This window comes from Methylobacterium sp. EM32, assembly GCF_040593685.1.
GTDB lineage: Bacteria > Pseudomonadota > Alphaproteobacteria > Rhizobiales > Beijerinckiaceae > Methylobacterium.
On record NZ_JBEXZS010000079.1, the window covers coordinates 43,215 to 69,202 of the forward strand.

20 protein-coding genes and 1 pseudogene are annotated in these 25,988 nt (G+C 70.2%); 11 read left to right on the top strand and 10 right to left on the bottom strand.

The genetic code is table 11. The annotated features are described in order from the left end of the window. Positions 1-90: 90 nt before the first annotated feature. Positions 91-1,467 carry a PLP-dependent aminotransferase family protein gene (locus ABZT49_RS11800; protein ID WP_355286259.1) on the top strand — a complete coding sequence of 459 codons (1,377 nt, stop codon included), beginning with the start codon at positions 91-93 and terminating at the stop codon, positions 1,465-1,467. Positions 1,468-1,764: 297 nt separating this feature from the next. Here the strand turns inward: ABZT49_RS11800 and ABZT49_RS11805 are convergent, their stop codons facing one another. From ABZT49_RS11805 to ABZT49_RS11820, 4 genes are all read right to left on the bottom strand, one after another. Next, complete coding sequence (locus ABZT49_RS11805; protein WP_355286260.1) at positions 1,765-2,982, bottom strand: CoA transferase; 1,218 nt, start codon at positions 2,980-2,982, stop codon at positions 1,765-1,767. 151 nt (positions 2,983-3,133) lie between these two features. After that, the gene (locus tag ABZT49_RS11810; protein ID WP_355286261.1) at positions 3,134-4,510 is read right to left on the bottom strand and encodes an MFS transporter; all 1,377 of its coding nucleotides are present in this window, start codon (positions 4,508-4,510) and stop codon (positions 3,134-3,136) included. Between the two features lie 69 nt (positions 4,511-4,579). Further along, positions 4,580-5,500 (bottom strand): hydroxymethylglutaryl-CoA lyase, encoded by a 921-nt coding sequence (locus ABZT49_RS11815; protein ID WP_355286262.1) that lies wholly within the window; start codon positions 5,498-5,500, stop codon positions 4,580-4,582. 258 nt (positions 5,501-5,758) lie between these two features. Further along, on the bottom strand, positions 5,759-7,000 hold the full coding sequence (locus ABZT49_RS11820; RefSeq protein WP_355286263.1) for a CoA transferase: 1,242 nt from the start codon (positions 6,998-7,000) through the stop codon (positions 5,759-5,761). Between the two features lie 80 nt (positions 7,001-7,080). Between ABZT49_RS11820 and ABZT49_RS11825 the strand changes: the two genes are divergently transcribed. The 8 genes from ABZT49_RS11825 to ABZT49_RS11860 all read left to right on the top strand — a co-directional run bounded on the left by ABZT49_RS11825 (position 7,081) and on the right by ABZT49_RS11860 (position 14,610). Continuing rightward, on the top strand, positions 7,081-7,863 hold the full coding sequence (locus ABZT49_RS11825; RefSeq protein WP_355286264.1) for a GntR family transcriptional regulator: 783 nt from the start codon (positions 7,081-7,083) through the stop codon (positions 7,861-7,863). Between the two features lie 400 nt (positions 7,864-8,263). Then, positions 8,264-9,148 (top strand): isocitrate lyase/PEP mutase family protein, encoded by an 885-nt coding sequence (locus ABZT49_RS11830; RefSeq protein ID WP_355286265.1) that lies wholly within the window; start codon positions 8,264-8,266, stop codon positions 9,146-9,148. 5 nt (positions 9,149-9,153) lie between these two features. Next, positions 9,154-10,551, top strand: a complete 1,398-nt coding sequence (leuC, locus tag ABZT49_RS11835) for a 3-isopropylmalate dehydratase large subunit (protein WP_355286266.1) — start codon at positions 9,154-9,156, stop codon at positions 10,549-10,551. Next, positions 10,552-11,163: a 3-isopropylmalate dehydratase small subunit gene (leuD, locus tag ABZT49_RS11840; protein ID WP_355286267.1), complete on the top strand. Its 612-nt coding sequence runs from the start codon at positions 10,552-10,554 to the stop codon at positions 11,161-11,163. It begins immediately after the preceding gene. A 46-nt stretch (positions 11,164-11,209) separates the two neighbouring features. Continuing rightward, positions 11,210-12,193 carry an ABC transporter substrate-binding protein gene (locus ABZT49_RS11845; protein ID WP_355286268.1) on the top strand — a complete coding sequence of 328 codons (984 nt, stop codon included), beginning with the start codon at positions 11,210-11,212 and terminating at the stop codon, positions 12,191-12,193. 10 nt (positions 12,194-12,203) lie between these two features. Then, positions 12,204-13,073, top strand: coding sequence for an ABC transporter ATP-binding protein (locus ABZT49_RS11850; protein ID WP_355286269.1), 870 nt, complete (start codon positions 12,204-12,206; stop codon positions 13,071-13,073). An 8-nt stretch (positions 13,074-13,081) separates the two neighbouring features. Next, entirely contained in the window at positions 13,082-13,843 is a 762-nt protein-coding gene (locus ABZT49_RS11855; RefSeq protein WP_355286270.1) for an ABC transporter permease subunit, read from the top strand. After that, a complete protein-coding gene (locus ABZT49_RS11860; RefSeq protein WP_355286271.1) occupies positions 13,840-14,610 on the top strand; it encodes an ABC transporter permease subunit in 771 nt (256 codons plus the stop codon). Before ABZT49_RS11855 ends, ABZT49_RS11860 begins: the two co-directional genes overlap by 4 nt. 7 nt (positions 14,611-14,617) lie before the next feature. Here the strand turns inward: ABZT49_RS11860 and ABZT49_RS11865 are convergent, their stop codons facing one another. The 5 genes from ABZT49_RS11865 to ABZT49_RS11885 form a co-directional block, all read right to left on the bottom strand. Continuing rightward, positions 14,618-15,484 (bottom strand): isocitrate lyase/phosphoenolpyruvate mutase family protein, encoded by an 867-nt coding sequence (locus tag ABZT49_RS11865; RefSeq protein WP_355286272.1) that lies wholly within the window; start codon positions 15,482-15,484, stop codon positions 14,618-14,620. 128 nt (positions 15,485-15,612) lie between these two features. Further along, a complete protein-coding gene (locus tag ABZT49_RS11870) occupies positions 15,613-17,223 on the bottom strand; it encodes a porin (protein WP_355286273.1) in 1,611 nt (536 codons plus the stop codon). Positions 17,224-17,752: 529 nt separating this feature from the next. Beyond that, the gene (locus ABZT49_RS11875) at positions 17,753-18,817 is read right to left on the bottom strand and encodes an ABC transporter ATP-binding protein (RefSeq protein WP_355286274.1); all 1,065 of its coding nucleotides are present in this window, start codon (positions 18,815-18,817) and stop codon (positions 17,753-17,755) included. Beyond that, positions 18,810-20,480 (bottom strand): iron ABC transporter permease, encoded by a 1,671-nt coding sequence (locus tag ABZT49_RS11880; protein ID WP_355286275.1) that lies wholly within the window; start codon positions 20,478-20,480, stop codon positions 18,810-18,812. The genes ABZT49_RS11875 and ABZT49_RS11880 overlap by 8 nt, the downstream gene beginning before the upstream one ends. Positions 20,481-20,511: 31 nt before the next feature. Further along, positions 20,512-21,603, bottom strand: coding sequence for an ABC transporter substrate-binding protein (locus ABZT49_RS11885; protein ID WP_355286276.1), 1,092 nt, complete (start codon positions 21,601-21,603; stop codon positions 20,512-20,514). Positions 21,604-22,061: 458 nt separating this feature from the next. Between ABZT49_RS11885 and ABZT49_RS11890 the strand changes: the two genes are divergently transcribed. Then, positions 22,062-22,745 carry a response regulator gene (locus ABZT49_RS11890; protein ID WP_355286277.1) on the top strand — a complete coding sequence of 228 codons (684 nt, stop codon included), beginning with the start codon at positions 22,062-22,064 and terminating at the stop codon, positions 22,743-22,745. After that, complete coding sequence (locus ABZT49_RS11895) at positions 22,742-24,139, top strand: sensor histidine kinase (protein WP_355286278.1); 1,398 nt, start codon at positions 22,742-22,744, stop codon at positions 24,137-24,139. The genes ABZT49_RS11890 and ABZT49_RS11895 overlap by 4 nt, the downstream gene beginning before the upstream one ends. Positions 24,140-24,825: 686 nt before the next feature. Here the strand turns inward: ABZT49_RS11895 and ABZT49_RS11900 are convergent. Next, positions 24,826-25,988: pseudogene (locus tag ABZT49_RS11900) on the bottom strand (IS256 family transposase); the annotation flags it as partial.

The window sequence follows — 25,988 nt, forward strand, 5'->3', positions numbered from 1 at the left end:
GCAGCCACCGTACCCATCCGTCCCCTGCGGGCAAGGAACGCTTTGCACCTTATCCGGAGTGACCGTACCCTTCTCCGCATGGATACGATCGTGGCACACGAGCCCCGGACCCGGGTCGAGCAGGTCGTCGCCGGGCTGACCGAGCGGATCGAGAACGGGCTCCTGCGCCCGGGCGAACGCCTGCCCTCGATCCGGGCGGCGGCCTCAAGCTTCGCGGTGTCGAAGAACACGGTCGTCCACGCCTACGAGCGCCTCGTCGCCTCGGGGCGGGTCGAGAGCCGGCCGGGCTCGGGCTTCTACGTCTCGGGCCGCCGCCCGGCGCCGGTCGCGACTCCGGCCCCCGTTCCGCTCCGGGCGGTCGACAGCGTCTGGCTGCTGCGCGAGCAGCTGGACCGGCACTACGACGTGCGCGTCGGCGACGGGCGCCCGCCGCCGGCCTGGATGGAGAGCGCTGAGGTCGGCCGCTCGTTGCGGCCCTCCCTCGCCGCGGCGAGCGAGAGCTACGGCAGCCCCGACGGCTACCTGCCCCTGCGCCGCAGCCTGGCGCTCCGTCTGGCCGACCGCGCGATCCACGCCGAGCCGGAGGACGTGCTGCTGACGGCCGGCGCCAACCACGCCCTCGACCTGATCATCCGCCAGTTCGTGGCGCCCGGCGACCCGGTGCTGGTCGATTCGCCCGGCTACTACCCGCTCTTCGGCAAGCTGCGGCTCGCCAAGGCCCGGATCGTCGGGGTGCGGCGCAACCCGGACGGGCCGGACGTCGCCCACCTGGAGGCGATGGCGCGGGCGAGCGGCGCGCGGCTGTTCTTCACCCACTCGCTCGCCCACAACCCGACCGGCTGCTCGCTCACCCTGCCGGTCGCCCACCGGCTGCTCCAGCGCGCCGGCGCCCTCGATCTGCGGATCGTCGAGAACGATCCCTTCGCCGACGTGCTGCCGGCAGCGCAGGCCCGGCTCGCCGCCCTCGACCAGCTCGACCGGGTGATCTACGTCGGCACCTTCGCGAAGACCCTCTCGGCCAGCCTGCGCTGCGGCTACATCGCGGCGCGCCGCGACGTGCGGGAGTCCCTGCGCGACCTCAAGATGGTGACGAGCGTCAACAGCTCGGGCTTCGTCGAGCGGGTCGTCCACGAGCTGATCGAGAGCGGCCGCTACCGCCGCCACCTGCGCCGCCTCGGCGGCCGAATCGACGCGGCGACGCTCCAGGGCCGGGCGGTCCTGCACGGCCTCGGGCTTCCGGTCTTCGGCGAGCCGCGCGGCGGATACTATCTCTGGTGCGGCCTGCCGGACGCTTGCAACCTCGATGCCCTGTCGCGCCGGGCGGCGTCGCGCAGCATCCTGATCGCGCCGGGCGGCTTGTTTCTCCCGGAGGGCGCGGCCGGTCCGCCGATGATGCGGGTCAACGTCGCGCATCTCGGTGATCCGCGCTTCGCGCGGTTCATGCGGGAGGAGATGGGGGGTTCGTAGGTGCGCGGCGGGCCCAGGGTGCGAGCATCCTTGAGCGTCCACAGGCTAAGGAAGACGAAGCCCGCAAAATCACCTTCACGCCGAAGACGGAATGATATGGCCCCCTTTTCCGGACGACTGAAGCGTTAGCGGAAAGAGATCCGGGATCCAGGAGAGATGTGCTGCGAAGCGGCTCTCTGTTTGCAGCGTTGCAGACAAGCAGACGCTTCGCGACTTTTCATGCTGGATCCCGGATCTCCTTCCGCTGACGCTTCAGTCGTCCGGGAAAGGGGCGGGGGAGCATACGTCACGCCTCGCTCACGCCACCGTCTCCCGCACCACGCCCCGGGCGATCAGGTCGTCGATCTCCGCGGGCGCGTAGCCGTGCGCGGCGAGGATCGCGCGGCTGTGCTCGCCCAGGAGCGGCGCCGGCCCGTGCACGCGCCCGGGCGTACCGGAGAATTTCACCGGGGTGCCGAGCGTCCGGATGCGGCCGGCCCGGCCATGCTCGACCTCGACCACCATGTCGCGGGCGAGCGTCTGCGGATCGGCGTGCATCTGCGCCACGTCGAGGACAGGACCGGCGGGCACGCCGCCGGCCTCCAGACGGTCCAGCCACTCGGCCGAGGTCGCTGTCCGAAAATATTGGGTGAGCGCGGCGCCGAGCGCAGCGCGGTGCTCCATCCGGCCGCGATTCTGCGCGAAGCGCGGATCGTCGGCCAGGGCCTCGGCGCCGAGAACGCCGAGAAGGCGCAACCAGTTGGTCTGGTTGGCCGCCCCGACGGTGATCCAGCCGTCGGCGGTCTGAAACGCCTCGTAGGGCGCGTTGAGCGGATGGGCCGAGCCCATCGGGCCCGGCGCCACCCCGGTCGCCAGCGCGATGGCCGATTGCCAGTAGGTCTGGACGATGCCGGCCTCGAACAGCGAGGTGTCGACCCGCTGCCCCTCGCCGGTGCGCAGGCGGTGGGTGTAGGCCGCGAGCACGCCCATCGCCGCCAGGATGCCGGCGGTGATGTCGGTGACAGGGGCGCCGCTCTTCACCGGCGGGCGGCCCGGGCCCTCGCCGGTGATGCTCATCAGCCCGCTCATCCCCTGCGCCACGAGGTCGAACCCGGCACGGTCGGCGTAAGGGCCGGTGCGGCCGAAGCCGGAGAGCGAGCAGTAGATCAGCCCCGGATGCTCGGCCCGCAACGCCTCATAGCCGAAGCCTAGTTTTTCCATCGTCCCGGCGCGGTAATTCTCGATCAGCACGTCGGCTCCCGCGAGGAGCCGGCGCAGCACCGCCCTCCCCTCGGGCGCCTTGAGGTCGAGGGCGAGCCCGCTCTTGCCGCGGTTCATCATCATGTAGGCGGCGCTCTCGCCGGCGATCGCGGGCGGCACCATGCGGCGGGTGTCGTCGCCGCCCTCGCTCTTTTCCACCTTGATCACCTCGGCGCCCATGTCGCCGAGCATCATCCCGCAGACCGGGCCCGCCATGATGTGGGCGAGCTCGATGACCTTCAGTCCGGCGAGGGGACCCGAGCGCGTCTGCGTCATGGCTCTCACTCCGCGGCCGCCCGCGCTCCCGGTCGACAGAACCGCCTTCTGCCGGGCGGCCTCTTACCTCGAGACGGTATCGCACCGCCGGCGGACCTGGCAATCGGCCGCCGACGGGCGCGGGGGATCCCCCCGCGCCCGGGGCGGAGCGTCAGCGCTCGGCCGGCGCGGAGGCGAGGTCGGGGCCCGGCCCGTCCCCGGCCGGGCGCAACTCCTCCAGGCTGCGGTTGCGAGTCTCGATGCCGAACAGGCCGACGCAGAGGGCTTGCAGCAGCAGCGCGCCCACCAGCATCACCAGGACCGGCACGACTCCGCCGGAGGCGTAGAGCCAGACGACGACTTGCGGGATGAAGATGCCGGCGACCCGCCCCGCGGTGCTCGCCACGCCGGTGCCGCGCAGGCGGTACTCGGTCGGAAACAGCTCCGGGATGTAGGCCGCGATGCCGAGGGCCACCATCAGGTAGATGCAGGTGAACAGCCCGAAGCCGACGGCGGTCGCGACCTCGATCGAGGGCGCCAGGGTGTAGGCGACGCCGAGCAGCGCCGCGACGAGCGAGGTGACGGTCAGGCCGTTGCGCCGGCCGAGGCGCTCGGCGATCACCGCGCCGAGGCAGGCGCCGACCGGCCCGCCGAGGGACATGAAGGTGGTGTAGCCGAGCGACGAGCCGACGCTGAGCCCCTGCTTGACCAGGAAGGTCGGCACCCAGGCGACGAAGCCGTAGATCGACACGTTGATCATCACGTTGATGATCGTGGCGAGCAGCGTGCGGCGGATCACAGGCCGGCCGAACAGCACCTTGAGGCCGGGATCCGTGCGGGCCACCACGGCGTCGCGGCGCGGCGCCGGCAGATTCCCGCCATAGGTCGCCTCGATCCCCGTCAGCACCCGGTCGGCCTCCTCGGTGCGGCCGACGGATTCGAGCCAGCGCGGGCTCTCCGGCATGCTCTTGCGGGCGTACCAGACGGCGAGCGCCCCGAGGCCGGCAATGGCGAACATCGCGCGCCAGCCGAAGGTCGGGATCACCAGGTAGCCGACCAGCGTCGCGGCGAAGAGCGCGGTGTTGGTGATGATCGACAGGTAAGCCGCCCAGCGCCCGCGCTGCGCCGGCGGGATGAACTCGCCGATCGTCGCGTAGCCGATCACGATCTCGGCGCCCAACCCCACGCCCATGAAGAAGCGCAGGACGATCAGGGTCCACATGTCGGGCGCCAGCACGGCGGCGAGCGAGGCGAGCCCGAAGATCATCAGGTTCGCCTGGTAGGTGAACCGGCGCCCGAACCGGTCGCCGAGGATCCCGGCCGAGAAGCTGCCGATCACCATCCCGACGAAGGTCGCCGAGATGAAGGCGGCGTTGAAGCTCAAGTCCGACCAGCCGTCCTTGACGAGGGCGCCGAGGATGCCGCCCGCGAGATAGATGTCGAAGCTGTCGAAGAACATCCCGGCGCCGATCAGCCACAGGATCCGGCGGTGGAAGCCGGAGATCGGCAGGCGGTCGAGGCGGGCCCCGGCCGAATATGCTGGCACCATCGTCAAGGTTCCCTTCCCTCCCCCCGGCCGCTCTCGTCCCGGCGGCGTCGGGGGGTGTTCATGTGGGTGTCAGGCCGCCAGCACCGCCGGCCAGGGCGTGACGTGGGCGCCGTGGCCCGGCAGGCGCCGCCCCATCTCGCCCTCGAGCCACAGGGTCGCGTCGCGCAAGGTATCGAGCGAGATTCCGGTCGCGATGCGATCGCGCTCCAGCATCGAGACGAGGTCTTCCGTCGCGATGTTGCCGGTGGCGCCCGGCGCGAACGGGCAACCGCCGAGGCCCCCCAGGCTCGAATCCAGCACCGTGACGCCGGAGCGGAGCGCCGCGTCGGCATTGGCGAAGCCGGTGTTGCGGGTATTGTGGAAATGCGCCCGCATCGGCAGGCCGGGCACGGCCTCGGCGAGCGCCGCGAAGCGCTCCTCGACGAGGCGGGGCGTCGCGACCCCGATCGTGTCGGCGAGGGAGATCTCGTCGATGCCGCTGTCGGCGAGCGCCCGGGCGGTCGCGATCACGCGGTCGAGCGGCACCTCGCCCTCGAATGGGCAGCCGAAGGCGACCGCGATCGTGACCGACCGGAACAGGCCGGCCTCCTTCGCGGGCCTCGCGATTTCGGCCCAGGTCTCGACGAGGCCCCGCGCGGTCGTGCCCTGGTTGCGCGCCGCCATCGTGTCCGTGGCGGAAGCAACGAAGCTGATCTCGCGCAAGTTCGCCGCGAGCGCACGTTCGAAGCCGCGGGCGTTGAGCACAAGGCCGGAGACGCTGACCCCCGGCAGGTCGACGACGCGAGCCAGCACCGCCTCGGCATCGGCCATCTGCGGTACGCGCTTCGGGTTGACGAAGCTCGCGGCCTCGATCCGCCGCAGGCCGGCGCCGGCGAGACGGCGGATCATCTCGACCTTGGCATCGGTCGAGAGGTGGCGGCTGTCGTTCTGCAGCCCGTCGCGGGGGCCAACCTCGACGATGTCGACGGATGTCGGGCGGTGTGCGGTCATGTCAGTCCTCTCCGTGCATCGCTCGGCGCCCACTCGGCAGCGGACGCAAATCGTTGGACGCTCGATCGACATCTCTCCGTGTCATCCCGGGGCTCGACGAAGTCGAGAACCCGGGATCCATAACCGCTGAGGATGCCGAATCAGGCGGTGCGCGCTCAGCCTTGTCTTGCACCCTCAGCGGTTATGGATCCCGGGTTCCGCTGCGCGGCCCCGGGATGACGCGGAGGGTAGGAACATCGTCGGGAGACCGTTGAGGGCTCACGCCGCGTCCCGCGCCGATTCCCCGATCACCCGCCCCTCGACCAGCCGCGTCAGCTCCGCCTCGTCTAAAGCCAGGAGCCCGCGAAACACCTCGGCATTGTGCTGGCCGAGCTCCGGCCCGGCACTGACCACCCGGCCCGGATTGGCCGAGAGGCGCGGCGCCACGTTCTGCATCTTCAGGGTGCCGAACAGTGGATGCGCCACGTCGACGATGGTCTGGCGCGCCTTGAAATGCGCGTCCTCCAACATCTCGGGGGCGCGGTAGATGTCGCCGCGGGGCACGCCGGCCTCGTCGAGGATGCGGCCGAGCTCCTCGCGCTCGAAGCCGGCCGTCCAGGCGGCGATCAGGGCGTCGAGCTCGGCCTGGCGCTGGCCGCGCTCGGTATGGGTGGCGTAGCGCGGGTCGGTGGCGAGCTCCGGCCGGCCCATCGCGGCGGCCAGCCGCCGGAAGACACTGTCCTGATTGGCGGCGATCAAGACGTAGACGCCGCTCTTCGTCGGATAGACGTTCGAGGGCGCGATGTTGGGCAGGATCGCGCCGGTGCGCTCGCGGATGTAGCCGGTCTTGTCGTACTCGGTGACGAGGTTCTCCATCACGGCGAGCACCGCCTCGTAGATCGCGCTGTCGACGACCTGGCCGCGCCCGGTGCGGGTGCGGGCATGCAGCGCCATCAGCCCGCCGACGCAGGCGAAGGTGGCGGCCAGCGTGTCGCCGATCGAGATGCCGGCGCGGGAGGGCGGGTGCGAGGGATCGCCCGCGACGTAGCGCATGCCCCCCATCGCCTCGCCGATCGCGCCGTAGCCGGCCTTCTGGGAATAGGGCCCGGTCTGGCCGTAACCGGAAACGCGGATCATGATCAGCCGCGGGTTGATCGCCGACAATGCGTCGTAGCCGAGGCCCCACTTCTCCATCGTGCCGGGCCGGAAATTCTCGATCAGGATGTCGGATTGTGCGACGAGCTTCCTGATCAGGTCCTGGCCGGCCGCCTCGCGGGCGTTGATCTCGATCGACTTCTTGTTGCGGGCGATGACCGGCCACCACAGCGACTGGCCATGCGGCTTCTCGCGGCCCCATTCGCGCATCGGGTCGCCGACGCCCGGCTGCTCGATCTTGATCACCTCGGCGCCGAAATCGGCGAGGAGCTGGCCGCAGAACGGGCCGGCGAGCAGCTGGCCCATCTCAAGGACGCGCAGGTCCGACAGGGCTGGCGCAACGGCAGGGTCTATGGTCTGGATCATCGGGCGTTCCTCTTGTTCGTCAGAGCCTAATCGGGCAAATTTGTCTGGACAAGTGGCCGATCGCAGACTCGGAGGGAATCTTGTCCGGCAGGACGGTGGGGGCGCGGGAGCGCGGCCAGGATCGCAACGCTGAGGCGGGACCGCTCAACGAGCGGATCGCGCGGGCGCTGCAGGAGGAGATCCGGACCGGCCTGCACCCGGTCGGCTCGACCCTGCCGACCGAGACCGCCCTGTGCGCGCGCTTCGCGGCGAGCCGCTTCACGATCCGCGAGGCCCTGCGCAAGCTCGTCGAGAAGGGGCTGGTCGAGCGGCGCCAGGGCGCCGGTTCGACGGTCATCGCCACCACCGCGCAGCCGGGCTTCGCGCAGGTGTTCGACGATCTCGCGGACATGTTCGAGTACGCCCGCGACACGCATCTCGACGTGGCGTCGCTCGGGATGATCCAGATCGATCCGGAGGTCGCGGGCTTCGTGCAGGCGCCGGCCGGCTCGTCCTGGCTCCGGGCGGAGGGCGTGCGCTGGACGGCCGAGCGCGACGCGATGATCTGCTTCGTCAGCGTCTACGTGCACGCCCGGTTCGCCCCCCTTCTCACCGACCTGCGCGAGGTCGGCGGCGCGGTCTACGGCCTCGTCGAGGCGCGCTCGGGCGAGCTGATCGCCGAGGCCTTGCAGGAGATCTCGGCCCAGCCGATGCCGCCCGCGGTCGCCCGCGCCCTCAAGCGCCCCCGCGGCGCCCCGGCGATGCGCTTCGTGCGCCGCTACTACGACGTCAGCGGCGGCATCATGCTGGCCTCGGTGAACTGGCACCCGGGCGAGCAGTGCCGGTACACGACGCGGATCCGGCGGGGGGAGTGGCGGGCCTAGCTTCGCCCTGCACGAAGACGTTGCGCAAGCACCGGATCTGTCACCCTCCGGGTCATCCCGGGGCTCGCCGAAAGGCGAGAACCCGGGATCCATAATCGCTCAGGCCGGAGAACGAAGCGGACCGCGCTCTCCCTCATCCTGAACACTCGGCGGTTATGGATCCCGGGTTCCGCTGTCGCGGCCCCGGGATGACGCGGAGGGTGGTTTTGCGGGATCTGCCAAGCCGACCCGCGCCGCGCTGTCGGCACATCCCATGCCCTAACACCGCACCGAATCGCCATTGACAGTCCCGAAACACGGAGTAGCCTGTCCGGACAACTGCATCCAAGCAGAGCACGGCCACGCCGTGCGCCCCCACGACGGGGCAGAGGGCGAAACACGCCCGGTCAGGGAGGAACGGATGGGTCAGTCCCGCCAGCTGCGCGCGCTCCTCGCGCGCCCGGAGATGATCGTCGCGCCCGGCGCCTATGACGGCATCACCGCCAAGTTCATCGAGCAGGCCGGCTTTCCGGCGGTCTACATGACCGGCGCCGGCACTGCGGCCGCCCACGGCTACCCGGATTTCGGTCTCGTGACGATGAGCGAGATGGCGGCCAATGCCGGCACCCTCGCCCGCGCCGTCGAGATCCCGGTCATCGCCGACGCCGATACCGGCTACGGCAACGAGCTCAACGTCACCCGCACGGTGCACGAATACGAGATGCGCGGCGTCGCCGGCCTGCACATCGAGGACCAGGTCAGCCCCAAGCGCTGCGGCCACCTCGACGGCAAGGAGATCGTGCCGCGTGAGGAGTTCGTGGCGAAGATCCGCGCCGCGGTCGCAGCCCGGCGCGACCCTGACTTCGTCATCATCGCCAGAACCGATTCCCGGGCCGTGGCCGGCTTCGACGAGGCGGTGGCGCGCGCCAACCTCGCGCTCGCCGCCGGCGCCGACATGGCCTTCGTCGAGGCGACGCAGAGCCTGGAGGAGATGCAGGCGGTGCCGCGCCTGGTGACGGGGCCGTGCCTCCTCAACGTAGTGCGCGGCGGCAAGACGCCCGACATCGACATGCCGGCGGCGCAGAGCATGGGCTACCGGCTCGCGATCCTGCCGAGCCTCCTGTTTGGCGCGGCCATGGAGGCCTTCGACGCGGCGCTCGCCACCCTGAAGGAGACCAACGCGCCGCCGAGCTCGGCCGGCGCGCCGGCGATCCGCGAGCGCTTCCGCCGCCTCGGCGCCGACCGTTGGGACGGCCTGCGGACGCAGTTCCGCGACGAGCCCGCCCGCGCCGCCGCGGCCGAGTAGCCACCATGGGCCGCACCCTCCTCGACAAGCTGTGGGACGCGCACGTCGTCGCCGATCTCGGGGACGGCTGGTCGCTGCTCCACATCGACCGCCACCTGCTGCACGATCTCTCCGGCACCGCCGGGCTCGAGGCCCTCGCCGCCCGCGGCCTCCCCGTCCGCAACCCGGAACTCGCCTTCGCGACCGCCGACCACGCCGTCTCGAGCGCGCCCGGCCGGACCGGCGAGAGCTACGCGCCCGGAGCACCGCTCTGGGCGGGGCTGAAGGCGCGGGCGGCCGAGGCCGGCCTGCACTATTTCGAGCTCGGCGAGGTCGGCCAGGGCATCGTCCACGTGATGGGGCCGGAACTCGGCATCACCCTGCCGGGCGTCAGCCTGATCTGCGGCGACAGCCACACCTGCACCCATGGCGGCCTCGGCGCGCTCGCCTTCGGCGTCGGCTCCTCGGAACTGACCCACGCTCTGGCGACCCAGACCCTGCGCCAGCAGAAGCCGAAGCGTCTCCGGGTGCGGTTCGAGGGCGTGCCCAGCCACGGCATCGCCCCGAAGGACCTGATCCTGCACCTGATCGGCCGGTTCGGCGCCGCCGCCGGTACCGGCTTTGCCGTCGAATATGCCGGCTCGGCGATCCGGGCGCTCGGCATCGAGGGCCGGATGACGATCTGCAACCTGTCGATCGAGCTCGGCGCGAAGATCGGCATGGTGGCGCCCGACGACACGACCTTCGCCTATGTCGAGAATCGCCGGTTTGCCCCGAAGGGCGCGCTGTTCGAGCAGGCGGTGGCGGAGTGGCGGGGCCTCGCCAGCGACCCCGACGCGGTGTTCGACCGCGAGGAGGTGATCGACGTCGCCGCGGTGACGCCGACCGTCACCTGGGGCACCAGCCCAGAGCACGCGATCCCGATCGACGCGGCGATCCCCGATCCGCAGAGGGCGCCCGACCCCGAGCGGCGCGAGGCCTGGCGGGCGGCGCTCGCCTATATGGGCCTCGAACCCGGCCGGCCCCTCGCCGGCACGCCGGTCGATTGGGTGTTCATCGGCTCCTGCACCAATTCGCGGCTCTCGGACCTGCGCGAGGCCGCTGCGCTGGCCCGCGGGCGCCACGTCGCGCCGGGGGTCACCGCCTGGGTGGTGCCGGGCTCCGAGCGGGTCAAGCGCGACGCCGAGGCCGAGGGGCTCGACCGGGTGTTTCGCGAGGCGGGCTTCGCCTGGCGCGAGCCGGGCTGCAGCCTCTGCGTCGCGGCGAACGGCGAGCGCGTGCCGCCCGGGGCGCGTGCCGTCTCGACCTCGAACCGCAACTTCGTCGGCCGCCAGGGCCCGGGAGCGCGCACCCACCTCGCCAGCCCCGCCATGGCGGTCGCGGCGGCGGTGACGGGGGCCATCACCGATGTGAGGCGGATCTGAATGCAGCCCTTCCGCCAGATCTCCGGCCCGGCCGCGCCGTTCCTCGAGCCGAACGTCAACACCGACGTCATCATCCGCATCGAGCGGCTGACGGGCGTGCCCCGGGCTGAGCTCGGCGCCTACGCCTTCGAGGCCCTGCGCACCCCGTCCGACGGCCGGCCGGACCCGGATTTCGTCCTCGACCGGCCGCCCTTCCGCGGCGCGCCGATCCTGATCGCCGGGCGCAATTTCGGCTGCGGCTCGTCCCGCGAGGGCGCGGTCTGGGCGCTGATGGGACTGGGCCTGCGCGCGGTGATCGCCGAGAGCTTCGGCGACATCTTCTTCAACAACTGCTTCCAGAACGGCCTGCTGCCGGTCGTGCTGCCGAAGGAGGTCGTCGACCGGCTCGCCGCGGAAGCCGGAAGCGGCGCTCCGGTCGCCATCGACCTCGTCGCCCGCGAGGTCCGCGCGCCCTCCGGCGCGGTCATCCCCTTTGCCGTCGACCCGCAGCGCCGGCAGGCCCTGCTGGAGGGGCTGGACGAGATCGGCGCCACGCTCCGGCGCGACCCCGAGATCGCCGCGTGGCAGGCGCGCGACCGCGCCGCGCGGCCGTGGATCTGGGCCACCGGGTAGGCACCCACCGAACAAGAACCGAGCCGGCGAGACAGGGAGAGAACCGATGATCAGACGAGCGTTGCGCGCCGGAACCCTGGGAGTCCTTCTGGCGGGGGCGGCCCTCGCCGGGAATGCGGCCCGCGCCGAGACCATCACGGTGACCCACTGGGGCTCGGCCTTCTACGGCGCGCCCTACGCGGTCGCCCTGGAGAAGGGCTTCTTCAAGAAGCGCGGCCTCGACATCACCGGCTTCCTCACCTCGGCCGGCGGCGGCACCTCGGTGCGCAACACGCTCGCCGGCGAGGTGCCCTACGGCGAGGTCGCGCTGCCGGCCGCCATCCTGGCGATCCAGTCCGGCCAGCCGATCAAGATCATCAGCGGCGGCGTCGAGAGCGTCGAGGACATCCTCTGGATCACGCAGCCCGACGGCAAGGTCGGCTCGCTCGCCGACATGAAGGGCAAGAAGATTGCCTACACGGCGCCCGGCTCCGTCACCAACATGATCATCCTCAACTGCCTGCAGAAGGCCGGGCTGGAGCAGAAGGACCTGCAGCTCGTGGCGGCGGGCGATCTCGGCGCCAACCTCTCGGCGGTGCTCAACCGCGCGGTCGACGCGGCGATGTCGGGCGAGCCGCTGTGGTCGGGCAACCAGGGCAAGGTCAAGGCGGCATTCTGGGCCAAGGACTGCATGAACCCGGCGCTGACCCAGACCGTCGGCATCACCACGACCGAGTTCGCCAAGACCGGCGGCGACAAGCTGCGCGCGCTGATCGAGGCGCGGCGCGAGGGTGTCGCCTACCTCAAGGCCCATCCGGACGAGGCCGCCGACATCGTCGCCAAGGCCTATAGCGGCGACCCGAAGACGTTTCGCGAGGTGTTTAAGCACTTCGTCGGATTCGAGTATTTCGGCGACGGCCGCCTGCACTACGACAACATGAACCGCATGCTCGACGGCATGAAGCTCGTCGGCCGCCTCAAAGGTCCGGTCGACTGGAAGCAGGTCGTCGACACCTCCTTCCTGCCGAAAGACCTCCAGGCCACGCAGTAAGGGAGCCGAGATGGGTGCCACCATGGCCTCCGTAGCCTTCGCCGAGCCGGGCGGCGCGATGCCCGCGACCGCGCGCGAGACTCATCGCGAGACCCATGCCGAGTTGCGGGGCGTCACCCGGGTCTACGGTCGGCTCGCCGCACTCGGGCCCCTCGACCTCGACCTCGTCAAGGGCGAGTTCTTCTCGGTCGTCGGCCCGTCCGGCTGCGGCAAGTCCACCTTGCTCGACGTGCTGTCCGGCCTCGGGCGGCCGAATGCCGGCACCGTGTCGTTCGAGGGTGCGCCGGTCGCGGGCGTGCCCGACGGCGTCGGCATCGTGTTCCAGGAGGACGCCTCGTTTCCCTGGCTGACCGTTGCCGACAACGTCGCCTTCGGGTTGCGCCGGGCCGGCACCGACGCGGCCGAGATCGCCCGCCGGGTCGATTACGCCCTCGGCTTCATGGGACTCTCCGACTTCGCCGGAGCCTATCCGGCGCAGCTCTCCGGCGGCATGCGCCAGCGGGTCTGCATCGCCCGCACGCTGGTGACGCAGCCGCGGCTGATCCTGCTCGACGAGCCGTTCGGCGCGCTCGACCAGCAGACCCGCCTCCTGATGGGTGACGAGCTCCTGCGGCTGTGGCGCGAGACCGGCGCGACCGTGCTCCTCATCACCCACGCCCTCGACGAGGCGGCGATGCTGTCGGACCGCATCGGCGTGATGTCGTCGCGGCCGGGCCGCTTCATCGAGATCGTCGAGACCGGCTGGCCGCGCGAGCGCGACAGCCGCATCGTCGCCGACGAGCGCTTCGGCCACGTCACCGCCCGGCTGTGGTCGCACCTGCGCGAGGAATCGCTGAAGGCGATCGGCAAATCATCCGCCACGAAGCAGGGCGTGCCATGATGGGGGCGATGACGCGGGAGCGCGCGATCACCCTGACCCGGATCGGCTGGATCGCCGGCTTCGTGCTGCTGCTCGAGGCGGTCTGCCGCCTGCACCTCGTCAACCCGCTGACCCTGATCCCGCCGAGCGAGATGATCGCGACGCTCTGGGGCATGCTCGCTTCGGGCGAGATCCTTGGCGATATCGCCCGCACCTTCTCGACGGTGGGAATCGCGCTCCTGCTCTCCGTGGCGATCGGGTTCTCGCTTGGCGTCGCGATCCACGCCCTGCCGCGGCTGCGGCGCGGCCTCGACCCGCTGCTCGCCTCCTACTACTCGATCCCGACCTTCGTCTTCTATCCGCTTTTCGTCGCCATCTTCGGCCTCAACAGCGTGCCGCTGATCGTGCTCGGCATGGCGTTCGGGGTGCCGGCGATGATCCTCTCGACCCTCAACGGGCTCGATCGGGTACCGCGGGTGCTGATGCGCACCGCCTGCGCCCACCGGCTCGGGCGGCTCGCGACCCTCGCCCACGTAACGATGCCGAGCGCCCTGCCCTACCTCCTCACCGGCGTGAAGCTGGCCCTCGCCTACGCCTTCATCGGCATCATCGCGGGCGAGTTCATCCTCGCCGATGCCGGGCTCGGCCACGCCATCGCCTACGCCTATGACGGCTTCGAGAACCGCGCGATGTACGCGCTGATGCTGTTCGTGCTCGTCGTGGTGACGGGCCTCAACATGACCCTGCACGCCTGGGAGGGCCGCCTGATGCGCCGGCGCATCCGCTCATGAGCGCCGCCGCTCCCCTCGCTGCCGTCCCGCGCCGCTCCGGATTCCTCGACGGGGCCGTGACGATCGTGGTCCTCGTCGGCCTCTGGCAGGCGCTGCACGCCTACGCCGGCGACGCGGCGATCGCCTCGCCGCTCGCCGCCCTGCGGCACCTCTCAGGGCTCGCCGCCACCGCGGGATTCTGGTCGCACGCCACGGCGACGCTCACCGCCTTCGCGGCGGCGCTCGTGATCTCGGCCGCGCTCGGCATCGGGCTCGGGCTGATCTTGGGGCTACGCCGCTTCGCCGGCGAGGTCGCCGAGCCGATCCTGGCCGGGCTGTACTCGATCCCGAAGGTCACGCTCTACCCCGTGATCCTGCTGGTCTTCGGCCTCGGGCTCGGCGCCAAGGTGGCGTTCGGGGTGATCCACGGCGTGATCCCGATCATCCTGTTCACCCTGACGGCGGTCAAGGGCATCAACCCGGTGCTGATCCGCACCGCCCGCGCCATGCGCCTCGGCCAGGCCGAGACGATCCGCACGGTGCTGGCCCCGGCGGTGCTGCCCGAGATCGTCACGGGCTTGCGGGTCGGCTTCTCGCTCACCCTGCTCGGCGTCCTCGTCGGCGAGATGTTCGCCTCGCAGAAGGGGCTCGGCTTCCTGATCGTGAACGGGATCAGCCTGCACAACGTGAAGCAGACGACCGCCGTGATCCTGATGCTGGTGATCGTGGCGGTGTCGGCCAACGGCCTTCTGCTGTGGCTCGACCGGCGGTTCTTTCATCGGGCGTGAGGACGCCTCAACCACCCCGGTATCGCACCTCGCGGGCGTCCCACGCCTCCTTGTCGACCGCCCGCTGGCGCTCCTCGAACGAGGCGAGGCGGTCGGCGACGTTGCCGAGCGAGCCGTCGCGCTTTAGCGCGCCGAGCACGTCGAACGAGGCCTTGAGGGCGGCCTGCAACGCCGCGTTGGCGTAGAGCACGATCGAGAAGCCCATCCCGGCCAGCCGCTCGCGCCCCGGATCGGGGGTGCGGCCGCCGAACACGATGTTGGCGACCTGCGGCACCGGCAGGTCGCGGGCGATGCGCGCCAGTTCCTCGGCCGAGACCGGCGCCTCGACGAAGGTCGCGTCGGCCCCGGCCTCGATATAAGCGTGCGCCCGCTCGATCGCCCGATCGAGGTCCTCCACCGCGCGAGCGTCGGTGCGGGCGATGATCTGGAGCGCGCCGTCGCGGCGCGCATCGACCGCGGCCTTGACCTTCTGCACCATCTCGCCGGCCGGGATGACGTCCTTGCCGGTGAAGTGGCCGCACTTTTTCGGAAAGACCTGGTCCTCGAGCTGGAGGCCGGCGGCACCCGCCCGCTCGAGCAGACGCACCGTGCGCACCACGTTGACGGCGTTGCCGAAGCCGGTATCGGCGTCGACGATGATCGGCAGGCTGACGGCGTCGGCGATCGCCGCCACCGCGCTCGCGACCTCGGTGACGGTGGTGAGCCCGATATCGGGCGCGCCGAGATGCATGTTCGCGACCCCGGCCCCGGTCACGTAGACCGCCTCGAAGCCGAGATCCTCGATCACGCGGGCGAACAGGGCGTTGGCGGCACCCGGCACGCTGACCGCCTCGCGGCGCGCCAGGATTGCTCTCAGGGTCTCGGTGGCTCGCATCGTCCCTCGGCGGCGGCGCGCGCCCCCGCGGGGGCACGGTCCCGGGCGCGGGCGCCCAATCCGTGCCTCAAGGTCTGACAGCTCTGGCGGAGTGTCAACGCCCGCCGGAGCGGCAACCGGACGATGCGCTAGAAGTCGCGCTGCACCCGCGCCCGCACCTGGAACGCGTCGACGCTGCCGGTCGTGACGACCGGGTTCGCGAGGTTGTTCACGAAGGCCGCGTTCTGGCCCGGGTAGCGGCTGAGATCGAGCACGCGCCCGTTCTGCACGCCGTAGCGGGTGTAGATGGCCTCGGCGCCGATATCGAGCTCCTTGACCGGCGACCAGATCAGGCTGCCGCCGACGACGAAGCGGTAGCTGTCGCGCAGGGTCTGGCTCAGGGTGAAGAACCGCGTGCCGGGGGTGCCCGGGCCGGTGCCGGTCAGGCCGAAATAGGCGCCCTGCGCGGCGCGGGCGCCGCGCGCGAAGCTGACCTCGCCGTAGGAGCCGAACACGGCCGAGCGCAGTTCCGGCGTCCAGTAGTGCAGCAGCGAGGCCACCGCCGAGAAGCTGGTCGAGAGTTCGAGCCGGTTGGTGAAGGGGTTGAGCGTCGCGTCGCTGAAGAACTGGCTGAAGGCCGAGCCCTGGATCGACGAGGCGCTGGCGCTGTAGGACCCCATGTAGGAGGTCACGCCGGTATACATGTTGGCGCCCTCGCCGTAGGCGCCCTGGAGGTACAGGGTGTCGCCGGCGGCGATGAACGGCAGGTTGATCTTCACGCCGCCCTGGACCGCCCAGCCGTACTCCGTCGCGGTGCGGCTCAAGGTGCGCTTGTTGGCGTCGCTGAGGGCGGCCCCGAGATTGGCGCCGGTGAAGCTGCCGAGGACGGGGTTGCCGGTGTTGAGTTCGTGCACGGCCGCCGAGACCTGGGCCGAGCCCCAGCCGCCGTCGTAGCGCAGCGCGCCGACGAAATCCGGCATCCGGCTGCGCTGGATCACGTCGACGGTGCCGATGCCGGTCGGCAGGCCGGCGGCGTTGTACCCGAGAAAGATCGGCGACAGCGCGACCGATCCCGGGAAGCCGGCGGTGCTCGTGGGGGCGTAGATCGGGGTCTTGCGGGCGATCGAATCCTCGACCGAGAGCGTCGCCGAGAAGCCCTGGCCGAAGGTCGCCGTGTAGGCCGCGAGGTTCGTCGAGGCGATGTCGGAGCTCATCGTCGAGGCGATGAACTCGAAGTCGTGGGCGTAGAAGTCGTAGAACGAGGCGGCGCGGCCCGCGGTGAAGCCGGCGAACTGGATGAACGCCTTGTCGGCGTTGACGACGGTCTGCGCGCGGCCGAACGTGTCGACGCCGAAGGCCGGGAAGGCGTTGGCGATGCGGTTCTGCGTGCCGGAATGCAGGGTCGGGATGCCGGTGCGCGAGGACATCTCGAAGCGCACGAAGGCGCGCAACGTGCCGTAGGCGGTCTGCGTGCGGGCGTCGAGGTTGAGGCGGCCGATGCTGCGGTAGCCGCTGTAATCGCCGGCGGTGCCCGAGCGGCTGTAGGAGCCCTGGTAGCCGTACTCGAACCGGGCGCGGCCGGAGACCCGCAGGCAGGTATCGGTGCCGGGGATGTAGAAGAAGCCAGCGCCGAAGGCCGAGCACACCCGGACGTACTCGACCGGCGCGGCCTTCCGGGCCGGCAGGTCGGCGGCGTGCGCCACCGGCACGACCGCGAGCCCGGCGGCCGAGGCGAGCAGGATCCTGGTGACGGTCTTCATGATGCCCCCCGTTTGGGAAATCGGCCGGTCGTCCGGCGCTTGCGCTTGTCTCGGCCCGACCGACGCGCCCCGGGCGCACGACTTACGCCCCGCCGCGCGGCGGACCGGAGTTGCGTCATGGAGCAACATGATCGGAGAAGATCGCCAGTCTTGATCGAAGGCGACGCAAGGGGAGTAGGGCAAGCGTAGCGTTTCCGCAATCCTTTTCCGCTGCGTTTCCGGAAAAATTGGCACGCGTGTGTTGCAACAACGCGACACACAAACAGCAAAGGCCGGCATCTGGATTGCTCCCTGCCGGCGAGATTGCTTGGTGATGAGAATAGGCACGGGGTCTCCCCTCTCCCGAGTGGGAGAGGGGCCGGGGGCGAGGGTGGCACGCTTCCGTGTAAAGCGCTGAGCGTGGTGCTGGCAGCGTGACAGTTCAGATCTATCCTGAAGCGCGCCACCCTCACCCCTACCCCTCTCCCACACGCGAGAGGGGATCCCGCGCCACAATATTTTCGCGATTACGTCGAAGCTGAACCCCGCCTCAGAACACCCACAGCCGCTCCGCCGGGCATTCGAGCCAGTGCTGGCCCGGGCCGGTCCGCCGGTCGGAGACGAGGCGGATGGTCTGGTCGCCGCAGCGGAAGAGGTGCTCGAACTGGTTGCCGAGATAGATCGAGGTCTCGTACTCCGCCGGCACCCGGTTCTCGCCCGGGCCGTCGGCGATGCGCACCGCCTCGATCCGGATCACGCCCTTGGCCGCCTCGCCGGCCTTCGCCCCGGCGCTGCCGGCCCGGTCGACGCCCCAGAGCGGCTGGCCGCCGAGCTCGACCAGCGCCCGGCCCTCGCGGCGCTCGCGCAGGGACACCGCCAGGGTGTTGTTGGTGCCCATGAACTCCGAGGCGAACAGGGTCTCGGGCCGCTCGTAGAGATCCTCCGGCGTGCCGGACTGGACGAGGCGGCCGCCGTCGAGGAGCACGACCTGATCGGCGATGGCGAGGGCCTCGGCCTGGTCGTGGGTGACGAAGACCGCGGTGATGCCGCGCCGCTTGATCAGCGCCCGGATCCAGATTCGCGCCTCCTCGCGCAGCTTGGCGTCGAGGTTCGACAGCGGCTCGTCGAGGAGGATCACCGGCGGCTCGTAGACGAGGGCGCGGGCGATGGCGACGCGCTGCTGCTGGCCGCCCGAGAGCTGCGAGGGGTAGCGCTCGCCGAGCTGACCGAGGCCGACGCCGTCGAGGGCCGCCTGGACCCGCGGTTGCAGTTCCGCCTTCGACTGGCCGCGCAGGCGCAACCCGTAGGCGACGTTCTCGAACACCGTCTTGTGCGGCCAGAGCGCGTAGGACTGGAACACGAAGCCGAGGTCGCGCTTCTCGGGCGGCAGGTTGATGCTGCTGCCGGCGTCGAAGACCGGGCGGCCGTCGATGCGGATGGCGCCGCGATAGGGCTCCTCCAGGCCGGCGATCGAGCGCAGCAGCGTGGTCTTGCCGCTGCCCGAGCGCCCGAGGAGGCAGACCACGGAGCCTTCCTCGAATTTGGCGTCGATGCCCTTGAGGATCTCGACCGAGCCGTAGCGCAGGTGCAGGTCGTCGATGGTGAGCTTAGGCATGACGCTTGTTCCCGAGGGCGTACATCAGCCCGAGACCGAGGAGGATGAGGGCGAGGTTGACGGTGGAGAGGGCGGTGACGAGATCGACGGCGCCGGTGCCCCAGAGCGAGACCAGGAGCGAGCCGATGACCTCGGTACCGGGGCTGAGCAGGTAGACGCCGGTGGAGTACTCGCGGATGAAGGTCACGAAGATCAGCACCCAGGAGCCGATCAGGCCGGCCTTGATCAGCGGCAGGGTGACGTCGCGGCTGACCTGCGCCGGGCGGGCCCCGACGACCCGGCCGGCCTCCTCGAGTTCCGGACCGATCTGGAGCAGCGAGGCGCTGACGAGCCGCATTCCGTAGGCGAGCCACACCAGGGTGTAGGCGAGCCAGAGGCTGAACAGGGTCTGGCGCAGGGGCTGGAGCGCCGGGGTGAACAGGAACACCCAGAACATCGCCAGACCCGCGATCAGGCCCGGCATGGCGCGCGGCACCAGCACCAGGTAGTCCATCAGGCTGGTCCAGCGCGAGCGCCAGCGGTGGAGCGCCAGGTTGACGAGGGCGTAGAAGCAGACCGAGAGCGCGCCGCCGACCGAGGCGATGAGCAGGGTGTTGACGATGCCCCGCACCAGGTTCGGGTAGTGCATCAGCTCGCGGAAGTGGTTGAGCGTCAGGTTCGGCCAGATCGCCACGCCCTCGCCCCAGGTCGAGAGGAACGAGCGCAGCACCAAAGCCGAGACCGGGATCACCACCGTGAAGCCGAGCCAGACGACGATCAGCGCGGCGGCCGGCCAGCGCCAGGGGCCGATGGCGAGCGGCTTCTGGGCGCTCGCCTTGCCCTTGACCGCGACGTAGCGGTTGGCGGCGGCGAGCAGCTTCCTCTGGGTGTAGACCAGCGGCAGCGTCACGAAGATGATCGCCACCACCACCACCGCCATCAGGTCGTAGGAGGGGACGCCGAGCTTGTTCGTGAGCTTGTAGAGGTAGGTGGCGAGCACCAGGATCCGCTCGGGATCGCCGAGCACCAAGGGCAGGCCGAACAGCTCGAAGCCGAGGAAGAACACCAGCACCGTCGCGTAGAGGATGCTCGGCATGATCATCGGCAGGCTGACGGTGAGCGCCACCCGCAACGGGCCGGCGCCCGAGGTGCGCGCCGCCTCCTCCACGTCCGAGCCGAGCGAGCGCAGGGCCGAGGACGCGTAGAGGAAGACGTGGGGCACGTGAGTGAGCCCGGCGATCACGATGAGCGCGGTCTTCGAGTACAGGTACCAGGGGATGGTGCCGATCAGGCCCTTCACCCAGACGCTGACGATGCCGACGGGCCCCAGCGCCACGACGAAGCCGAAGGCGAGCACCACCGAGGACACGAACATCGGCACGAGCACCAGCGGCTCGATGAAGCGGCGCCCCGGCAGGTCGGTGCGGACCAGCAGGAACGCCATGATGCAGCCCAGCGGCACCGCGATCAGGGTCATGCCCGTCGCGATGATCGCCGAGTTGACGAAGGCCTCGCGAAAATCCTCCTCCTCGAAGAGGACGAACTCGTAGGCCTGCAGGGTGAGGTGGCTCGACGGCTGGAAGAACGGGCCGCTGAGGAAGCTCTGATAGACCACCAGCCCCACCGGGCCGAGGATCATCAATGTGGTCGCGAGGATGATCGCGATGCGGAACGGCTTGGACATCGAAGTCTCGGCTCGGGGGGCTGTTCGATCGTCAGTTCGCGGCGAGCGTCTTCTGCCACTGCTTGATGAAGCGCAGCCGGGTGATCTGGTCGAGCTGGGTCAAGAGCTCGGGCCCGACCCGGATCGGCCGCAGGGTGACGTCGCGGGCGCCCGGCAGGCTGGTGATGCCGTGCGTGTCCTGGAGGTCGGTGCGCACCGAGGTCATCGCCTTCTTGGCGAGCTCGACCTGGGCCGCCTTCGACAGCATGAAGTCGAGGAAGAGCTTGGCCGCGTTCGGGTTCTTGGCCTTGGCCGAGACGAAGGCGATGCGCGACATCACCAGCGTGTAGTCCTTGGGCAGGACGTAGGCGAGGGTCGGGTCCTTGCGGTTGCGCTGGAGGACGTAGGAGCCGATCATGTTATAGGCCAGCGTGTGCTCGCCCGAGACCACGCGCTCCATCATCGCACCGGTCGAGGTGTAGAACTTGGCGCCGGCCTGGCCCATCGCCTTGACCGTCTCCCAGGTCGCCGGGGCGCTGACCTGCACGTCCTGCGTGACGTAGAGGAAGCCGACGCCGGAGCGCTCGGGATCGTAGGACGTGACCTTGCCCTTGTAGGCGTCCTTCTTCTGGGTCAGCAGCTTGGCGAAAGCGGCGTGGTCGCGCGGCACGTCGGCCTCGGGCACGAGGCGGCTGTTATAGGCGAAGACGATCGGCTCGGCGGTGGTGCCGTAGGCCTGGTCCTTCCACTTCGCCCAGTCGGGCAGCGCGCCCTTCTCCGGCGAGGCATAGGTCAGCGCGTAGCCGTCGTTGACGAGCTTGATCTGCAGGTCCATCGCCGAGGACCAGATGAAGTCGGCGGTGGCGCCGGCCGCGGCCTCGGCGACGTAGCGGCTGTAGAGCTCGGTCGAGTTCTGGTCGGCGTACTCGACCTTCAGCTTCGGGTAGAGCGCCCGGAACTGGGTGAGCAGGTCCGAGACCTCGGAGGCGTCGGCGGTGGCGTAGATCGAGAGCGCGCCCTCCTTGTGGGCGGCCTCGATGACCTCGCTGTAGGAGGCCGGGTATCCCTGGGGAACGCCCTGTGCGTAAGAGACCGAGACGCCCGCGATCATGAGGGCGAACGTGGCGGCGAGCCGCGTCTTCATGCAATCCTCCCATCGACAACGGCGCGTCTGCTTGCGCGCCCGTCGAGGAGGACGTTAACCGTCCGAGCTTTCATCATCCTGACAAGGTCGGGACACCGAACGGAAATCCGGGGGCTTCGGTCGTGGCCCGCGCTGCCGTAGAGACGGGTCGGGGTGCACCTCCATCGGAGCACCGCGCGATCGCTTTGCCACACGGTCGCGTTCGTAGTGGAGATCATCGTTCTGACCGACGATCAGTCCATCGTGAGCCGCTCCCCCTTTCCCGGACGACTGCAGCGTCAGCGGAAGGAGATCCGGGATCCAGCAGGAGAAGTGCCGCGAAACGGCTCTGTCTGCTGCACCGTTGCAGACAGGCGGACGCTTCGCGACTTCCTGTGCTGGATCCCGGATCTCCTGCCACTTCGTTTCAGTCGTCCGGGAAAGGGGAAGTGGCTTACGATGCGCCGGGAGGGACATCGATGCGGATCCTGATCGTCGAGGACGACGAGGCTCTGGCCCGCGGCCTCGTCGCCTCTTTGCGGCTCGGCGGCTTCGCGGTCGACCACGAGGCGGGGGCGGCCGGGGTGCTGCCGCTCCTGCGCGGTGAGGCCTACGCCCTCGTCGTGCTCGATCTCGGCCTGCCGGACGGGTCGGGCCTCGCGGTGCTGCGCGAGATCCGGCGCGAGGGTCACACCGTGCCGGTGATGATCCTGACGGCGCGGGCGAGCATCGACGACCGGGTCGCCGGGCTCGATCTCGGGGCGGACGACTACCTGACAAAACCCTTCGACCCGGCGGAGCTGGAGGCGCGGGTGCGGGCCCTGGTACTGCGCGGGCGCGGCCAGCCCGACCCGGTCGTGGCCTGCGGCGACCTCGCGCTCGACCGCGCCGGCCGGGTGGCGACGCTTGCCGGCCGCGCCCTCCCCCTGCGCAAGCGCGAGCTCGCGATCCTCGAATCGCTGATCACCCGGGCCGGCCGCGCGGTGTCGAAGGAGCGCCTGGTGTCCGAGGTGTTCGGCCTCGACGAGGAGATCTCGCCCAACGCCATCGAGGTCTACGTGGCGCGCCTGCGCCGCCAGCTCGGGCCCGCCGGCCCTCGGATCGTCACGATGCGCGGCCTCGGCTACCTGATGGAGCCGAACACCCCCGAGGAGGGGCGGTGAGGCGAAGGGCCCGCTCTCTCCGAATCCGCGTCGCCGCCTTCCTGATGGTGCCGATGGCGGCCCTCGCCGTCCTGCTCGGGATCGGCGGCACCTGGTTCATCGGCGCCTTCGCCACGAGCGCCTACGACCGGGGCTTAGCCGGCGCGGTCCTGATCATCGCCGAGCGCCTGTCGGTGCAGGAGGATCAGGTCGTGCTCGATATGCCGTCCGCGGCCTTCGGGCTCCTGTCGAACACCCAGCGCGACAACATCTACTACAGCGTCACCGACGGCCGGACCTTCGTAACCGGCTACCCCGACCTGCCGCCGCCGGAGCGGATGCCGCCGCCCGAGACGCTGGTTTTTCGCAATGCGGTCTTCCGCGACCAGCGCGTGCGCATCGGCGCGATGCTGAAGCCCGTCTACATCTCCCGGCACGCCGCGCTCGTCCAGGTCGCCGAAACGACGCATGACCGCGACCGGCTGGCGCGGCGGATGCTGCTGGCGCTGACGGCGCTCGGCGCGACGCTCGCGGGTGTCGGCAGCCTGCTGATCTGGTTCGCCGTGCGCATGGGCCTCTCCCCCCTCGACGATCTGCGCCGGGAGATCGAGCACCGCTTCCACGGCGCCGGCGCGGTGCCGGCGGTGCCCGTCGCCGGGGTGCCGCGGGAGGCCCTGCCGCTGGTCGAGGCGCTGAACGAGCTCCTGTCCCAGCTCAACCACGCGATGACGGTGCTGCGCCGCTTCACCGCGGAGGCCTCGCACCAGCTGCGCACCCCGGTGGCGATCCTCAAGACCCACCTGCGCCTCCTCGACCGGCAGCCGCCGGAGAGCGAGGAGTGGCGCTCATCGCGCGCCGACATCGACGGGGCGGTCGACCGGCTCGACCGGCTGATCGCCCAGCTCCTCACCCTCCTGGTGCTGGAGGAGGGCGGGGCGCGCCGGGGCGGGGCGGCGGAGACGGACATCGTGGCGCTCGCCCGCGACACCGCCCTCGGCCTGGTGCCGGTCGCCCGGCGCCGTCGCGTCGCCCTGTCCTTCGACGGGCCGGAGGCGCCGGTCACGGTTCTCGCCGAGCCGTTCCTCGTCGAGGAGGTGCTGCGCAACCTGATCGACAACGCGATCCGCTACAACCGCCCGGGCGGGAGCGTCCGGGTCCTGGTTTCGCGCACGGACGCCGCCTGCACCATCGACGTGGAGGATGACGGGCCGGGCATCCCGGAGGACCAGCGCGGGCGGGTGTTCGAGCGCTTCCACCGGCTCGAACGGTCCGGCGACCTCGTCGGTAGCGGCCTCGGCCTGTCGATCGTGCAGGCCTTCGTCGCGCGCCTGGGCGGGACCGTGACGCTCCACGAGGGCGCCGGCGGACGGGGGTTGCGGGCGAGGATCGGGCTGCCGGCCAGATCTGAGGGATAATCCCTCGCGGAGCTTGCTTGACGGGCGAGCGCGGCACCGCGAAGACGCTTTCTATCCCACCCACGACCTCATGCTGAGAGCCTGTTTGAGCGGTTGCGCCGATCGATTTGCGTACAGGCAGACATCTCTCTGCATCATCCCGGGGCTCGGCGAAGCCGAGAACCCTGGATCCATAACCGCTGACAGTTCAAGATAGGGCGACCAGCGTTCCGCTTCATCCAGCGCCGTCCGCGGTTATGGATCCCGGGTTCCGCGGCACGGCCCCAGGATGACATCGAGGGTTTCAAGACGGTCGGCCCACTCAAACAGGCTCTGAGCTCGACGTTAGCCAATCGGCCAGCGCCTGTTGACGGCCGCCTCCGGCGAGGCTGGACGCGCCGAGGGAGTTTTGTACTCTCGCCTCGTTGATGGGACATGGCGAAAGTCCCTATCGGACCTGCCAAGCAGTCACTCACAGGGGAACATCCTCGTTACCGTAACAAATCGGCTTTGCCTTTGGACGCCATAGGACGCAGGACGCGTACGGATCCTGGCTCACGGATGCAGGCCCTACACAGGTAACGGGGCGCGATTGGCCAAAGTCGAGCTGAGGTGTCAGTCGATTGAAAATCGACGATCGTGTCCCAGGGAGTGGTGTAGCTGCGTGTGGTCCACCACGATGACCGGCCGGGCCGGACTGGTCGGACTGCGAGGTTTGGCAGGCTGACGAGGGGATCATCGCCGATAGGGGCGACGCTTTCCAGGGTCATGTATTGGCAGCGCTGAACTGCCCACTCGTCGTTCTGCTCCAACAGGATCGCGCCGACCAAGCGTCGGATCGCACGCTCGTTGGGGAAGATACCGACGACCTCGGTGCGCCGCTTGATCTCGCCGTTGAGGCGCCCCAACGGGTTGGTCGAGTGCAGCTTGGCCCGTTGCGCCGCCGGGAAGCCCATGTAGGCCAGGACACCGGTCTCCCCCGTGTCCATCAGGGCTGCCAACTTTGGGACCTTGGGGCGGAGCGGATCGGCCACCCGCCGCCATTGCTGACGGGCCGCCTCGGCGTCGTCCTGGGCGAAGGCGGTGGCGATGAAGGCCGCGACGACGCGCCGGCCCGAACGGCCGGCATGGGCCAGGACGTTGCGCATGAAGTGCACCCGGCACCGCGCTGCCAGGAGGCGGTCATCACCTTGGCGACCGAAGCCTTGATGCCCTCATGCGCGTCCGAGATCACCAGCTTGACTCCGCGCAGGCCGCGTCGGGCCAGCGTGCGCAGGAACTCGGTCCAGAAGGTTTCGGCTTCGGACAGGCCGATGTCGAGTTCCAGCACCTCGCGCCGGCCATCCGCGTTGACGCCCATCGCCACGATGACGGCCACCGAGACGATGCGGTGTTCCTGACGCACTTTCACGTAAGTGGCGTCGATCCAGAGATAGGGCCACTCGCCCTCGATCGGCCGCTCCAGGAAGGCGTTCACCCGCTCGTCGATCTCCTGGCACAGGTGGCTGACCTGGCTCTTGGAGATCCCCGTCCCGCCCATCGCCTGAACTAGGTTATCGACCGCCCGGGTCGAGATGCCCTGGATGTAGGCCTCCTGGATCACCGCCGTGAGCGCCTTCTCGGTCATGCAGGACGGCTCCATGAAACTGGGGAAGTAGCTCCCCGTCCTCAGCTTCGGGATGCGCAGCTCGACGTTGCCGGCCCGCGTCTGCCAGTCCCGGTCGCGATAGCCCCCGGATCAAGTCCGGGGCAAGCTGTTGCGCTGGGCCAGTCTGTCCGGGTTCTTCTCGCCGTGGGCGGCACCGGTCAGGCCGGCGACCTCCAGTTCCATCAAACGCTGCGCGGCAAAACCAATCATCTCGCGCAGCAC

Coding starts and splice junctions, on each gene's coding strand:
- ABZT49_RS11805 (WP_355286260.1), bottom strand. CDS start 2,982: ATGACGCAGACGCGCTCGGGTCCCCTCGCCGGACTGAAGGTCATCGAG.
- ABZT49_RS11810 (WP_355286261.1), bottom strand. CDS start 4,510: ATGGTGCCAGCATATTCGGCCGGGGCCCGCCTCGACCGCCTGCCGATC.
- ABZT49_RS11815 (WP_355286262.1), bottom strand. CDS start 5,500: ATGACCGCACACCGCCCGACATCCGTCGACATCGTCGAGGTTGGCCCC.
- ABZT49_RS11820 (WP_355286263.1), bottom strand. CDS start 7,000: ATGATCCAGACCATAGACCCTGCCGTTGCGCCAGCCCTGTCGGACCTG.
- ABZT49_RS11830 (WP_355286265.1), top strand. CDS start 8,264: ATGGGTCAGTCCCGCCAGCTGCGCGCGCTCCTCGCGCGCCCGGAGATG.
- leuC (WP_355286266.1), top strand. CDS start 9,154: ATGGGCCGCACCCTCCTCGACAAGCTGTGGGACGCGCACGTCGTCGCC.
- leuD (WP_355286267.1), top strand. CDS start 10,552: ATGCAGCCCTTCCGCCAGATCTCCGGCCCGGCCGCGCCGTTCCTCGAG.
- ABZT49_RS11845 (WP_355286268.1), top strand. CDS start 11,210: ATGATCAGACGAGCGTTGCGCGCCGGAACCCTGGGAGTCCTTCTGGCG.
- ABZT49_RS11850 (WP_355286269.1), top strand. CDS start 12,204: ATGGGTGCCACCATGGCCTCCGTAGCCTTCGCCGAGCCGGGCGGCGCG.
- ABZT49_RS11855 (WP_355286270.1), top strand. CDS start 13,082: ATGACGCGGGAGCGCGCGATCACCCTGACCCGGATCGGCTGGATCGCC.
- ABZT49_RS11860 (WP_355286271.1), top strand. CDS start 13,840: ATGAGCGCCGCCGCTCCCCTCGCTGCCGTCCCGCGCCGCTCCGGATTC.
- ABZT49_RS11865 (WP_355286272.1), bottom strand. CDS start 15,484: ATGCGAGCCACCGAGACCCTGAGAGCAATCCTGGCGCGCCGCGAGGCG.
- ABZT49_RS11870 (WP_355286273.1), bottom strand. CDS start 17,223: ATGAAGACCGTCACCAGGATCCTGCTCGCCTCGGCCGCCGGGCTCGCG.
- ABZT49_RS11875 (WP_355286274.1), bottom strand. CDS start 18,817: ATGCCTAAGCTCACCATCGACGACCTGCACCTGCGCTACGGCTCGGTC.
- ABZT49_RS11880 (WP_355286275.1), bottom strand. CDS start 20,480: ATGTCCAAGCCGTTCCGCATCGCGATCATCCTCGCGACCACATTGATG.
- ABZT49_RS11885 (WP_355286276.1), bottom strand. CDS start 21,603: ATGAAGACGCGGCTCGCCGCCACGTTCGCCCTCATGATCGCGGGCGTC.
- ABZT49_RS11890 (WP_355286277.1), top strand. CDS start 22,062: ATGCGGATCCTGATCGTCGAGGACGACGAGGCTCTGGCCCGCGGCCTC.